General features: G+C 45.0%; 11 protein-coding genes and 2 riboswitches. Of the genes, 6 read left to right on the top strand and 5 right to left on the bottom strand.

Features of this window, described 5'->3' with window-relative positions; translation table 11 throughout:
• Positions 1-49 precede the first annotated feature (49 nt).
• On the top strand, positions 50-892 hold the full coding sequence (locus ACPEGP_RS01240; RefSeq protein WP_423813684.1) for a phosphodiester glycosidase family protein: 843 nt from the start codon (positions 50-52) through the stop codon (positions 890-892).
• A 137-nt stretch (positions 893-1,029) separates the two neighbouring features.
• Here the strand turns inward: ACPEGP_RS01240 and ACPEGP_RS01235 are convergent, their stop codons facing one another.
• The 4 genes from ACPEGP_RS01235 to ACPEGP_RS01220 form a co-directional block, all read right to left on the bottom strand.
• Positions 1,030-2,253, bottom strand: coding sequence for a vWA domain-containing protein (locus tag ACPEGP_RS01235; protein WP_423813683.1), 1,224 nt, complete (start codon positions 2,251-2,253; stop codon positions 1,030-1,032).
• An 81-nt stretch (positions 2,254-2,334) separates the two neighbouring features.
• Positions 2,335-3,198 carry an AAA family ATPase gene (locus tag ACPEGP_RS01230; protein WP_144297108.1) on the bottom strand — a complete coding sequence of 288 codons (864 nt, stop codon included), beginning with the start codon at positions 3,196-3,198 and terminating at the stop codon, positions 2,335-2,337.
• Between the two features lie 258 nt (positions 3,199-3,456).
• Positions 3,457-4,074, bottom strand: a complete 618-nt coding sequence (locus ACPEGP_RS01225) for a hypothetical protein (protein ID WP_423813682.1) — start codon at positions 4,072-4,074, stop codon at positions 3,457-3,459.
• A gap of 231 nt (positions 4,075-4,305) precedes the next feature.
• Positions 4,306-4,626 (bottom strand): YcgL domain-containing protein, encoded by a 321-nt coding sequence (locus tag ACPEGP_RS01220; protein WP_102076631.1) that lies wholly within the window; start codon positions 4,624-4,626, stop codon positions 4,306-4,308.
• A 236-nt stretch (positions 4,627-4,862) separates the two neighbouring features.
• A riboswitch (glycine riboswitch) is annotated at positions 4,863-4,999 on the top strand.
• A gap of 52 nt (positions 5,000-5,051) precedes the next feature.
• Positions 5,052-5,210, top strand: a riboswitch (glycine riboswitch).
• A gap of 182 nt (positions 5,211-5,392) precedes the next feature.
• Between ACPEGP_RS01220 and gcvT the strand changes: the two genes are divergently transcribed.
• The 5 genes from gcvT to ACPEGP_RS01195 all read left to right on the top strand — a co-directional run bounded on the left by gcvT (position 5,393) and on the right by ACPEGP_RS01195 (position 11,889).
• Positions 5,393-6,577: a glycine cleavage system aminomethyltransferase GcvT gene (gene gcvT / locus ACPEGP_RS01215; protein WP_423813681.1), complete on the top strand. Its 1,185-nt coding sequence runs from the start codon at positions 5,393-5,395 to the stop codon at positions 6,575-6,577.
• A gap of 72 nt (positions 6,578-6,649) precedes the next feature.
• Positions 6,650-7,030 (top strand): glycine cleavage system protein GcvH, encoded by a 381-nt coding sequence (gene gcvH / locus ACPEGP_RS01210; protein WP_068404068.1) that lies wholly within the window; start codon positions 6,650-6,652, stop codon positions 7,028-7,030.
• A gap of 259 nt (positions 7,031-7,289) precedes the next feature.
• Positions 7,290-8,048: a nitroreductase family protein gene (locus ACPEGP_RS01205; RefSeq protein WP_423813680.1), complete on the top strand. Its 759-nt coding sequence runs from the start codon at positions 7,290-7,292 to the stop codon at positions 8,046-8,048.
• A gap of 71 nt (positions 8,049-8,119) precedes the next feature.
• A complete protein-coding gene (gene gcvP, locus ACPEGP_RS01200) occupies positions 8,120-11,017 on the top strand; it encodes an aminomethyl-transferring glycine dehydrogenase (protein ID WP_201588929.1) in 2,898 nt (965 codons plus the stop codon).
• Positions 11,018-11,196: 179 nt separating this feature from the next.
• On the top strand, positions 11,197-11,889 hold the full coding sequence (locus ACPEGP_RS01195; RefSeq protein WP_423813679.1) for an esterase/lipase family protein: 693 nt from the start codon (positions 11,197-11,199) through the stop codon (positions 11,887-11,889).
• 51 nt (positions 11,890-11,940) lie between these two features.
• On the opposite strand, the gene ACPEGP_RS01190 is transcribed toward ACPEGP_RS01195, so the two are convergent.
• Positions 11,941-13,269 (bottom strand): ribonuclease D, encoded by a 1,329-nt coding sequence (locus ACPEGP_RS01190; RefSeq protein ID WP_286796990.1) that lies wholly within the window; start codon positions 13,267-13,269, stop codon positions 11,941-11,943.
• Between the last annotated feature and the right edge of the window lie 136 nt (positions 13,270-13,405).

Here is a 13,405-nt window from a genome sequence, read left to right as displayed (position 1 = left end):
GGCGTTTTTTAGACCATCTAACGTTATCCTATAAAAAGATAAGTCATCGATGCCAAGTTCTATATTTAGGTTTCCTTACTCATTGTTGGCGGCAGCGCTGGTTGCATTAAGCATCAGCGCTTGCCAGCCGACAGAAGATAATAACCATGACGCGATAAGTAGTGATGGCAAAAATTGGTCATGTCAGGCGCAAAACACGCCCTTTGCCTATAGCGTTTGCCGTATTGATGCAAAGGCGCTGACCGACACGCGTTATTCATTACAGCTATTTTGGCAACAGAGCGATAGCAATGCTGATAACAACCAGCCGCTACTGACTTTTGATGCTTTATTAGCATCGCTACCTTCTAACCAAACCCTCAACTTTGCCATGAATGCTGGCATGTATAATGAAAATTATGCGCCGATTGGCTATACGGTTATCGAAGGTAAAGAGCTGCGCGCATTAAATATTAAAGAAGGCGGCGGCAACTTTCATCTGTTGCCCAACGGCGTCATGTGGTGGGATAAATCTGGCAAAGTAAAGATTACCGAAAGCAAAATGCTGGATAATCATCTCAAAAGTGGCAATGCGCAGCCTTGGTATGCGACGCAATCGGGTCCTATGTTAGTCATCAATAATGAGATTCACCCGCAGTTTAAGCCTAACAGCACTTCGCTTAAGCTACGTAATGGCGCAGGTGTTTGCAGTGATGGCAGCATACAATTTGTCAATAGCGAGGCGCCGGTGAGCTTTTATCAATTTGCCGCCTTGTTTAAAGATGAATTAAGCTGCCCAAATGCCCTATTTTTAGATGGCGGTATCGCTTCGGCACTCTACGCACCGACCATTGATAAGCATGATAAAAAAGAGATGGGTGTGATGATTGCGCTGATAGAAACGAAAAATTAGAAACAAAGAATTAGCAAAGCAAGAGTAAAAACAGAAATTAGAAATTAGAAATGAAAAAATAGCCGCTATATTTTATAACGGCTATTTTTATGCGTGTTTACAAAATAAATAAAGTAAATGATTCTTACAACTGTCCCTTAGCGCGCCAGATAATTGGTCATCTCTTCCACACCATGCAAGGTCATCGGATACATTTTATTGTCGAAGAGTTTTTTAATCTCAACGATGGTTTGGGTGTAATTCCAATACGCAGGATTTTCCGGATTGAGCCAAGCGACTTTATCAAAATGGGCCAGTACCCGTTTTAGCCAAACGATGCCCGCCTCATTATTCATATATTCGACGCTACCGCCAATCGTCATCAGCTCATACGGCGACATCGACGCATCGCCGACAAATATCACCCGATATTCGCGACCATAGGTATTGAGCAGCTCATAAGTCGGCATCGGAGCGCTGTGGCGACGATTATTGTCTTTCCAAACATAATCATATAAGCAGTTATGAAAGTAAAAAAACTCTAAGGTTTTAAATTCGTTTTTGGCCGCAGAAAACAACTTTTCCAATGCTTCGACGTGAACATCCATACTACCGCCAACATCAAATAGCATCAGCACTTTGACACGGTTGCGGCGCTCAGCTTGCATATGAATATCGAGCACACCTTTTTTAGCGGTGCGCTTAATGGTTTCGTGAATATCTAGCTCATCGGCGCTACCCGTACGGGCAAACTGGCGCAAGTTACGCAGTGCCATTTGGATTTGGCGCGTGCCAAGCTGATTGTCATCATCGAGATTGCGATATTTACGCTGCTCCCACACTTTGGCAGCGCTGCGTTTACGTGACTCGCCACCGACGCGCACGCCTTCTGGATGGTCGCCATAGGCACCAAATGGTGACGTGCCGCCAGTGCCGACCCATTTACTACCGCCTTGATGACGCTCTTTTTGCTCTTTAAGACGTTCTTCAAGCGCTTTCATCAACTCCTCTAGCGAGCCGTATTTTTTCAGCAAGCGCCGCTGCTCTTCGGTCAGATTTTTTGGATCAAGCTTTAAATCCAGCCACTCTTTCGGAATATCCGTCAACTTTGCGAGCAGCTCATCCATATCAAGACTATCGACGCCCTCAAAATAATCTGCCATAGCACGGTCAAATTTATCAAAGTGACGCTCGTCTTTGACCATACAAAGCCGAATCAATCGATACATATCCTCGCGACTGGCAAAAGTAGATAGCTCTGGGTTTTCAGGATGCGGCTGCATCATCAGCCCTTGATCTAAGGCCGCGTTTAGGTCAAGCAGCTCACGCGTACTGACTGGCACGCCGTAGGTCCGCAGGGTATAGAACAATTTGATAAACATAAAAGTCGCATCACTTATTGGCTGATAGAGTTACGAGTTGGACTGCTTCATTAGCGTCAATTATGACAAACGAGCTATCGCTTAACGACGCATCATATTGGCAAAACGCTGCAATAAACTCACATCGGCTTCGTTTTTCAGCAGCGCGCCATATAGCGGCGGAATAGACTTTTCCCCGCGTAAGTTTTCTTCCAGCTCGTTTTGTGCCATATCATCAGCGAGCAATAACGTTAACCAATCGACCAATTCTGAGGTTGATGGTGGCTTTTTAAGTCCTTGGATGTTACGCAGTTTATAAAAAATATCGAGCGCATCATTGACGAGTTTTTCTTGGATATTCGGGAAATGCACCTCAATGATTCGGCGCATGGTATCTTCTTCTGGGAAATCGATATAATGGAAGAAACAGCGGCGCAAAAACGCATCTGGCAGCTCTTTTTCATTATTTGAGGTGATGATAACCACCGGACGCTGCTCAGCAGTGATGGTCTCGCCCGTTTCATAAACGTAGAAAGACATTTTATCGAGCTCATGCAGTAAGTCGTTTGGAAACTCGATATCGGCCTTATCAATCTCATCAATCAATAACACACTGCGCTCACTGCTCGTAAAGGCTTCCCACAGTTTACCAGGCTTGATATAGTTGCCAATCTCATACACCTTGTCGTCGCCCAATTGCGAATCACGCAAGCGCGATACGGCATCGTACTCATACAGCCCTTGCTCAGCTTTAGTGGTCGATTTAATGTGCCACGTAATCAGCGGCATCCCTAAACTCTCCGCCACTTCTTCAGCCAGTAACGTTTTACCCGTGCCCGGCTCGCCCTTAATAAGTAGCGGCTTTTGTAACGTCATTGCCGCATTAACGGCCAGCTGCAAATCATCGGTAGCAATGTAGTTTTGCGTACCGGTAAAGCTTTTTTTCGTTTTATCAGTCGTGCTCATAATACATTCTCAGTTATTAGAAAAAGTTATTAAAATCAGTTATTGTTATCCGTTAAATATAGTAGAAAGCTTAGAGAAAGTCGTTAGCAGATACCTAATTATTTAGATTAGCACAGTGCCATTAATTGCCAAAGTACTCATGCGTTCGTAGTTATCATTGACTGGCTGTACAGCCGATAAATGAGTATAAAAAAAGACACGCAGGGTGTCTTTTGTCTAATAAATATCTACAGCAAAAAGCTTTATTACTCATATCTATTATTTGCGGTCTTTTTTTAAGCTAACCTCAGCTTTAGGCTTACTTAATTCATTCTTAGCCAATTCAGATTTAGACGACAATGCTGAATGATCAAACGACTCTGATAAACCCGCATCGTCTGCTAAATAATTACCAGTAGTCAATTGGGCAGTCGCTTGCGCATCATCCGCCGTACGGCTGCGAGCTTTATCCAAGCTGGACTCAAACGCGCCGCGAATCAGTTGCCAGACAAAACCCACAAACAAGCCCACGACCAACACCACTAAAATCGGCAGCATATTGGCTATCGCGCCAGCCGTATCTTTCATCATAATCGCATAAACGACACTGATACTCGCCGGCGCAATCACACTAGGATCACCAAGCGCCGTACCAGGTGCGAGCAAGACGGCGAACAACATCATCCAGCTCATACCACCAAGCGGGCGCGGCAAAATACGAGCAACCAACAACCAGAGTATCAAAACGATAATCACGCCGCCAAGATACGCATACATAGGTAAGTCTGCGGGTGGCACATCTTTGACCAGTTGCCCCCACCAAATCGTAATCTCACCGAGGATATCACTGATAGCGCCTATCGGTAAGCTGTCTATAATGCCTTTTAACCAATCCATGCGTGTTTCTTTACCTGCGTTTATTACCTGCGGCGCGTAAAGCGTCAAGCGGTATAGGGTAAGTTTTGTCAGACTAACAGTGCGACAAAATACATAATCATCAACTGCACTTAATTATGTGTGTCTAATGGCGATTAGTTTATCACGACTTGCTAGCAAAATGCATAAGCGCAAATGTTTCGTCGCTTTTTTAGTGCATTTAGGCCAAGTCTCTTAATTTCAAAACCTCTATCAATCGTAGATATTATCCTGCGCTTCACGAGCGCGTAGCTCCGCTTGACGGCGCATGACATCTTGCGGCGGCAACTGCACGAAATACCCTTGCGACTTTAGTTTTGTCAGCACTTCTTCTTTGTCAACGCGCGCCAATTTTGGCGTGCTCGCCAAGTCTAAATGCATGACAAACTGACTACGCCCTAAGCTTGCCCGAAACTCTTTTGGCAGTACACCAAGCCAGTCTTTAATCTCATCGGTATCATCAGGATAATCAGGGCGAGCAATGTAAACATACATATCGTCGTGTTTGGGAAATTTATAAATATCGCAATGCATAAAAACAACCTATCAGAAACTATCGCCATAGATTAGCATATTTGCAGCTGCAATCAGTAGTCGCTTTACGTTTTGCTATGGTAAATCACTGTAAAGTCCGCTAATTTAATGACCTTTTACACATGCTATTTATTCATAAATTTGTCAGCGCTGCTGCTAAAAAGTTGTTTTTAACAACATTATCGACTTTAATGCGGCAGATGGCTTGTAAAAACAGCCTGAACCTTTCATAATAAAAGCGTTTTTCAGGAGAGAGTCTTGGGCATTATATTAAGTGCGCTTATATTTACGAGCTGCGCTAATCACTGCTTGATGACCACCGAAGGCGCATACACCCTGCCAATCGCTCAGGTAAAAGGACTGAAAAACATATGTCATAACTGTTTTACTGCTATCACAACTGCATAGCATTCCAAAACATAAGACATAACAAATCTGGAGAGCGGTAAGGACGGACGACGCCTTACCCACCGAAGGGGAGAAAATGCGACATCATTTGCTTGGGCTTTTTAAGGCTTTGGCTTTAAAAAATCACAATGATGGTTCGTGTTGAAAATCTCAGGTTACAGGACAGATAGGGCTTTTGCTTAAACCGACGTTTGGCGTCTGTTTGGCTGATTGTTCTATTTTTTTGTACGACCCTTGGTTGCACTGCTTGCGCCCTGCAAGATTGCTACTCACTACTATGATAATGCACATCTGCCCTGCTACTTTGATATTTTATACCTGATTATCAAGTGCTGCTGATGTTCCATAAGGATTTGTTATGACCGACACTCACAATACCAGTTCTCACAATACCAGCACTTCCGCCCCTAAACGCACGCCCCTTTACCAGTCGCACCTTGATAGTGACGGCAAACTGGTGGATTTCTCTGGTTGGGAATTACCAATCCATTATGGTTCACAAATCGAAGAACACGAAGCCGTGCGTACCGACGCCGGGATGTTCGATGTCTCGCATATGGTCGTTGTTGATGTTAAAGGCTCGGATGCCAAAGCATGGTTGCAAAAGCTCCTTGCCAATGATGTCGATAAATTAAAAACCGTTGGTAAAGCACTTTATTCTCCGATGCTTAATGAGCAAGGCGGTATCATTGACGATCTAATCGTTTATCTGATGAATGAAGACGCGAGCGAATATCGTATCGTGTCAAATGCGGCTACCCGTGATAAAGACATGACACAATTTGAAAAAGTTGCCGAAGGTTTTGAGGTTGCTCTAACGGAACGTGATGACTTGGCTATGCTCGCGGTCCAAGGCCCGAATGCCGTTGCAAAGCTGGCACAAGTCAAACCAAGTTGGGCAGATACACTGGCTGCCCTTAAGCCTTTCGTTGGTGCTGATTTAACCGATATCGAAGGCAAAGATTGGTTTGTGGCGCGCACTGGCTATACAGGCGAAGACGGCGTTGAAGTGATCATGCATGGCGATGATGCACCAGCATTTTTTGAGCAATTAAAAGCCAATGGCGTCAAACCTGCTGGTCTTGGCGCGCGTGATACCTTGCGTATGGAAGCGGGCATGAACCTTTATGGTCATGATATGAATGAAGAAACCAGCCCTTACGAGTGCAACATGGGCTGGACACTGGCGCTAAAAGACGAGCGCGACTTTATCGGCCGTGACGCCTTAGTAAGTAAGCGTCAACAAGCAAAAGATGACAACAGTGCCATGAAGCAAGTCGGTTTATTATTGACGACACGCGGCGTCTTACGTGAAGGCATGACCGTGACCATCAATCAAGGATCAGACAACGAGCAAACTGGCCTGATTACCAGTGGCACTTTCTCCCCTAGCCTAAAAAATTCGATTGCTATTGCCCGTGTCCCTGCCAGCTTATCAGATGACGATAGCGTGCAGGTCGATTTGCGCGGCAAGGGTAAATTCGTCGACGTCCGCGTTGTCAAGCTGCCCTTTGTGCGTAATGGCAAGCAGCAATTTGACTGATATCCTTGTTACCTTTTATTATGAGCGTCCCTTGTTTTTATTAACCATTCTCTATCATTTAGGAGAGAGACCATGAGCAACATCCCAGCAGAACTAAAATACATCGCTAGCCACGAGTGGCTGCGCCTAGAAGACGACGGTACGATTACAGTTGGTATCACTGACCATGCTCAAGACTTGCTCGGTGACGTGGTGTTTGTTGAATTACCAGACGTTGGCGATATCATCGCGGTTGATGACGAAATCTCTGTGGTTGAGTCTGTAAAAGCGGCCTCTGACGTTTATGCGCCTATTTCAGGTGAAGTAGTAGCCATTAACGAAGCGCTAGAAGATGATCCAGAAATCATCAACTCTGACCCATACGGCGAAGGTTGGTTCTTTAAAATGAAGCCTGACAATATCGCTGACTACGAAGCTTTGCTAAGTGCTGATGAGTACGAAAACGAGCTGTAATAGTAAGCTAATAGGCGCTAATTAATTAAGCTATCGCTATTTTTAATATTAAAAAAATGACTTGTTGTGACAGATATTGGCGTCAGCTGGTATCTGTGCGCCTTTTCTTAACATACTTAGCCTTAGCGCTCAATTTAGCATTTGCAATCGCCAGGGCATTTTTGGGCCGTACTCATTGAGCAAAGAATATTAACCATGCACCTCAAGTATCTCGACACCCAAACTTAGCCACGCACTCAATCCCAGCATGGATTTTCATATGACCCCTGATACTAATAAGCAAACCATTATTGCTACGCCCGATCATACCCCGCAGCTACAAGCGTTTCGCGATGTGGTTGAATCACGCCGATCTGTCCGTCGCTTTACCGACACCAAGATACCTGATGATGTGTTGGCTGACTGTCTGCGTTTGGCCATGCTCGCGCCGAACTCAAGCAATCTTCAGCCGTGGGAGTTTTATGTGATTGATGATGCGGATAAGCGCAAACGCGCGGTAAAAAACTGCATGAATCAAAACGCGGCGAAAACCTCAGCGCGCTTGATTGCGGTCGTTGCGCGTACCGACATTTGGCACGACCATGCTAAGCAAATATTGCGTGAATACCCTGACACGCCCGTGCCCAAAAAGGTCAAAGACTACTACAACAAAGTTGTGACCATGGATTTCTTACGCGGACCGGTCAACGTTATATCAGCGGCTAAATGGGGTGCAACGCAAGTGGTCAGACGGGTAAAAGGTCCGATTAAATCGCCTTATTATACCTTTGAAGACACCAAAAACTGGGCAACCAACAATACTGCTCTTGCAGCCGAAAACTTAATGCTTGCTTTACGCGCGCACGGTTTTGATAGCTGTCCGATGGGCGGCTTTGATGAGCCTGCGATGAAACGCTTATTAAATTTAAGCGACGATCACCATATCATTATGATGATTGGTGCCGGTGAGCGCGCTGATAATGGCGTCTACAACACCCAGTTCCGCTTTGACCAAACTCAATTTGTCCATTACGTCTAAAACCGTAAACCGTTATTATTTATTCGTTATTTTAGCCATCTCCTTTATCATCCCTTTTATCAAGGACTGTTATGACTATCTCTCAAAACCCAACGTTTGATACCTTTCAAGGTTTATTCAACGAAGCTGAATTTGTCTATCGTCATTTAGGCTCAAATGATGCCAAACAAGCCGACCTATTAAATGCCGTTGGTTATCAAGATATGGCAAGCTTTATCAATGATACCGTGCCTGAACCTGTGCGCTTACATAAAGAGCTAGATTTGCCTGTGGCAATGAGTGAGCACGCCGCACTTGCTAAACTACGTACCATGGCAGACGATATCACGGTTAATAAGAGCTATATTGGTCAAGGTTACTCGCCTGTTCGTATGCCAGCAGTGATTCAGCGCAACGTCCTTGAAAATCCAGGTTGGTACACTGCTTACACGCCTTATCAAGCTGAAATCGCCCAAGGTCGCCTAGAAGCATTGCTTAACTTCCAGCAAGTTTGTATTGATTTGACAGGTTTGGAGATGGCTGGTGCGTCATTACTTGACGAAGCGACGGCTGCGGCAGAAGCGATGGCGATGTCGAAGCGTGTGAGTAAAAGTAAATCAAACCAGTTTTTTGTGGATGAGCGTATCTATCCGCAAACCTTAGATGTCATCAATACTCGTGCCAAATATTTTGGTTGGGAAGTGGTGGTTGGTGATTTCGAACTGGCTAAATCAGGTGATTATTTCGGTGCTATCTTCCAATACGTCGGTGTTGAAGGCGATGTAAAAGACTTAACCGATGTTATTGCGGCGGTAAAGAAAAACAAAACCTACGTCAGCGTTGTCAGCGACATCATGAGCTTGGTGCTATTAAAGTCACCAGCCGATATGGGCGCAGACGTAGCACTCGGTAGCACTCAGCGTTTTGGTATTCCGATGGGTTTTGGTGGTCCACACGCCGCCTACTTTGCCTTCTCGGATAAAGCCAAGCGTTCAGCACCTGGTCGTATCATTGGTGTCTCTAAAGACTCGCAAGGCAATACCGCGCTACGTATGGCACTGCAAACTCGCGAGCAGCATATCCGCCGCGAAAAAGCCAACTCAAACATCTGTACCTCACAAGTATTACTTGCCAATCTAGCTGGTATGTATGCCGTTTATCATGGTCCAAATGGCGTTAAGCGTATCGCCACTCGTATCCATGCGTTTGCGACTGCCTTTGCTGATGTTATTAAAGGCGCTAACGATAGCAATTTAAATGTGGTACATGATCAATTCTTTGACAGTGTCGTCGTTGATTGTGGTTCAGAAAAAATGGCAACGCAGATTTTTGAAAACGCCGACAATATTGGCTACAACTTATGGCGTCTTGGCGACACCAAATTAAGTGTTGCCTTTAGTGAGACTAGCGATGCGCAAGATTTTAATGTCTTAACGCAACTATTTGTCAGTAAAGCTCATGACTTGCCAACAGAAGCTCGCGTGTCACTCGATGGCGCTCACTTGCGTAGCGATGACATCTTGACCCATCCAGTCTTTAACTCGCATCATACCGAACATGAAATGCTGCGCTACTTAAAATCGCTTGAAGACAAAGATTTGGCGATGAACCGTAGCATGATTTCACTCGGTAGCTGTACCATGAAATTGAATGCGACCAGTGAGATGCTACCGATTACGTGGCCTGAATTTGCCAATGTGCATCCATTTGCGCCACGCGGTCAAGTGACTGGCTACATTGCAATGATTGATAGCTTGCAAGAGCAATTAAAAGCCATCACAGGTTTTGATGAAGTGTCTATGCAGCCTAACTCTGGCGCTTCAGGCGAATACGCTGGTCTCTTAGCAATCCGTCGTTACCATGAGTCATTGGGCGAAACGGACCGTGATGTTTGCCTAATTCCAATGTCAGCGCACGGTACCAACCCTGCTACCGCCATGATGATGGGCATGCAAGTCGTCGTGGTGAAAACCGATGAAAACGGTAACGTAGACATCGATGACTTGACCGCCAAATGTGAAGAGCACAGCGCGCGTTTAGGTGCCTTGATGATTACTTATCCATCGACACATGGCGTATTTGAAGAAGGCATTCGTCATATTTGTGATTTGATTCATAAGCATGGCGGTCAAGTATACATGGACGGCGCCAATATGAATGCGCAGGTCGGCATGATGCAGCCTGCTGATGTCGGTGCAGACGTACTACATATGAACTTGCACAAAACTTTCTGCATTCCACATGGCGGCGGCGGTCCTGGCATGGGCCCTATTGGCATGAAAGCACACTTAGCACCATACATGGCCAACCATACGTTGAGCCCTGTACATAATGCGCAAAATGATTGCTCAGCTGTATCAGCAGCCCCTTATGGTTCAGCGAGTATCTTACCTATCTCATGGATGTACATCGCTATGATGGGACGCGATGGTCTGCTAAAAGCCACTGAGCTTGCACTATTAAATGCCAACTATGTTGCCAGCCAGCTGAAAGACCACTACCCTGTTCTTTATACGGGTAAAAATGGCCGCGTCGCTCACGAATGTATCATCGATATTCGTCCATTGAAGGAAGAAACTGGCATCAGTGAAAGCGATATTGCTAAGCGCTTGATGGATTATGGTTTCCACTCACCAACGATGAGTTTCCCAGTTGCAGGCACCTTGATGATTGAGCCCACTGAGTCTGAATCTAAAGAAGAGTTAGATCGTTTTATCAGTGCGCTACAATCTATCAAAAATGAGGCAATGAAAGCCAAAGCTGGCGAAGATGGTTGGACATTAGAAGACAATCCACTGGTCAATGCACCGCATACCGCGGCGATGATTACTAGCAGCCAATGGTCACATCCGTACAGCCGTGATACCGCTGCATTCCCACTGCCTTACATCCGCACCCATAAGTTCTGGCCGAGTGTGGCACGTGTTGATGATGCTTACGGCGACAAGAACCTCATGTGTTCTTGCCCAAGTATCGAAAACTATATGTAGTTTTCAAACAAAGATAAATAGTTGATATAAAAACAAACCTCCAAGTCAGTAGCTGATTTGGAGGTTTTTATTTTGTCTATTCTGGGCTAATAATTTAAAAGATCATGAGATTAACGTTTAAATTAGGAGCTAGAGCCTAATATAATAAAATATCAGTAAAATAACTTTTGGACAATAACATGCAACAAAAAAACCGCGTTATTCTGATTCATGGTCTGCATCAAACCGCTTGGATTATGCGGCCATTAGCCAAACGCTTGCAAGCCGCAGGATTTGATACTTATCAATTTGGCTATCGTAGTCTGCGTGATGGCATCAAAACCAATAGCGCACGGCTCAATCGTTGGCTAGAAGAAAACCACCATCCTGACCAGCCAATCGATTTAGTCGGTCATAGTTTGGGTGGTTTGATTATTCGTGATTTCGTTAATGAATATGCACAATGGCAAATTGGGCGCTGCGTAACGCTCGGGACACCGCATTTAGGTAGTGTTTGTGCAGATTATATTTGGCGCTTATCCCCAGTGGTAGTGGGGCGTTCGTACGTCGATGCGCTAGATGGAACCGTCGCGCCCTTACCGGAGCATATTACCTTAGGCGTGATTGCCGGTAATCGTCCTTATGGCTTAGGGCAGTTATTTTTGCAGTATCATAATCGCAAACTTTGTAAGACAAATAATATGCCATCAGCAGAACATCTACTACACGATGGCACAGTATATATAGAAGAAACCAAAATAGAGGCAGCCACTGATCATATTGTCTTGCCCGTCTCGCATACTGGCATGCTGGTCGATAAAACAGTGGCCGCACAAACCAAGTATTTTTTACAACATGGACAGTTTGACCATAGCGAGCTTAAGCACTTATAAATGTTAAGCACTTATAAATGTTAAGCACTTATAAAAGCTAGTTTTTATCGCTTAGCGAACATTGATACCCATACCCTGCTGCAACTCGGTTTTATGCTCTTCAATCACCGGAATCAAAGTTTGCATCACCCACTCATTGCGCCAACCTTTTAACCCTTCAGGCAACTCGCTTATTTCCTTATCAAAAGCAATCACTTCATAGAGCTGCGCGAGCCATTTTTTACGCATCAAAACATTAGCAGGCACACCGATTTTTTCTGCTTGCGCATCGATTGCTTGTTGCACAGCTTTTGATAAGACTTTGTTTTTTGAACGATACGGTGGCAGTAGACAATCCGGATGCTCAGCAGGATGCAGGTTTTTGGCTTCTTTAATCACCTTGAGCAACTCTTCACCATAGAGACGCAGCATACTACGATGCATGGTAGTTTTGTGCGCAAGCTCGCGCATACTGCTTGGTTTTTCTGTAATAATCTCGCGTACTGCTTGTTTTTTTATCACAAAGGTACGCGGCTGATTGGTCGCGCGTGCTAGCTCCTCGCGCCATGTTGCCACTGCTTGCAATATCGCCATCTGCTCAGAGGTATAACGATAATCTGCCATCGTTAGATACATCTCATCATCGGCTACATGCTGTGCGTCATATAAGTCACTGGCATAAAGCTGGCAGTCCGCCCACACGTATTCAAACAGACCCTGCTTTTTCAGCTCATATTCAAGGCTTAGATAAAGCGCTGGCAAAAAACGCACGTCATCTATCGCATACTGCTCTTGCTCATCTGATAGCGGGCGTTGCAGCCAGTCTGATTGGCTTTGCTCTTTATCGATATGCATATCTAATTGGTCATCAAGCGCCTGCTGATAGCCCATTTGCAATTGGCCAGTTAAATATGACAGGGCAATTTGCGTATCAAAAATATTGGTCAACGGCGGGCAGTCAGACAATAGATAAAAAATCCCCAAATCTTCACCGCAGGCATGCCAAATCGCCACGTCTACTTTAGCCAACGCTTCCCATAGCTCGGCCAATTGCAACTGCGGCGCATCTAGTAAATACACATGATTGCCAGTATTCAGCTGCACCAGTGCCAAGCGCGGATAGTAGGTATCGCGCTTGATAAATTCAGTATCTAACGCCACCCGGCCGCAAGTTGCCAACGCATCGATAACTTCAGCCAAATCATCCTGCTTACGTACCCAGGTAACAGCCGCATCATCAGCGGCATCTAGCAATGCATCGATATTTGGCTTGGGTGGCAAATCTGTGGGCGCTACCTCGTCATTGACTGATGGTTTTGATAGCTCATCATCAGTAGCAGTATTATCTAAGCGGTTTGATTGGTTAGAAGTAGTTAAAGCTGTTGAAACATGGTTTGACACGGGCAGATACCTGCTGAAATAGAAGAAAATAAAACGCTAAACCGCGCCTTAATACAATGAAAAAAGAACTATAACAATATCATAAAATCAGATGAACAAAATTTTGTTTTAAAAAAGCAGTAATACCAAAGAGACA

This window comes from Psychrobacter sp. 219-2-C (assembly GCF_049560815.1).
Classification (GTDB): domain Bacteria; phylum Pseudomonadota; class Gammaproteobacteria; order Pseudomonadales; family Moraxellaceae; genus Psychrobacter; species Psychrobacter faecalis.
The sequence above is the reverse complement of the archived record's forward strand: the minus strand, read 5'-3'. Positions and strand labels throughout refer to the sequence as shown.

Coding starts and splice junctions, on each gene's coding strand:
- ACPEGP_RS01195 (WP_423813679.1), top strand. CDS start 11,197: ATGCAACAAAAAAACCGCGTTATTCTGATTCATGGTCTGCATCAAACC.
- ACPEGP_RS01230 (WP_144297108.1), bottom strand. CDS start 3,198: ATGAGCACGACTGATAAAACGAAAAAAAGCTTTACCGGTACGCAAAAC.
- ACPEGP_RS01240 (WP_423813684.1), top strand. CDS start 50: ATGCCAAGTTCTATATTTAGGTTTCCTTACTCATTGTTGGCGGCAGCG.
- gcvP (WP_201588929.1), top strand. CDS start 8,120: ATGACTATCTCTCAAAACCCAACGTTTGATACCTTTCAAGGTTTATTC.
- ACPEGP_RS01220 (WP_102076631.1), bottom strand. CDS start 4,626: ATGCATTGCGATATTTATAAATTTCCCAAACACGACGATATGTATGTT.
- ACPEGP_RS01225 (WP_423813682.1), bottom strand. CDS start 4,074: ATGGATTGGTTAAAAGGCATTATAGACAGCTTACCGATAGGCGCTATC.
- gcvT (WP_423813681.1), top strand. CDS start 5,393: ATGACCGACACTCACAATACCAGTTCTCACAATACCAGCACTTCCGCC.
- gcvH (WP_068404068.1), top strand. CDS start 6,650: ATGAGCAACATCCCAGCAGAACTAAAATACATCGCTAGCCACGAGTGG.
- ACPEGP_RS01235 (WP_423813683.1), bottom strand. CDS start 2,253: ATGTTTATCAAATTGTTCTATACCCTGCGGACCTACGGCGTGCCAGTC.
- ACPEGP_RS01205 (WP_423813680.1), top strand. CDS start 7,290: ATGACCCCTGATACTAATAAGCAAACCATTATTGCTACGCCCGATCAT.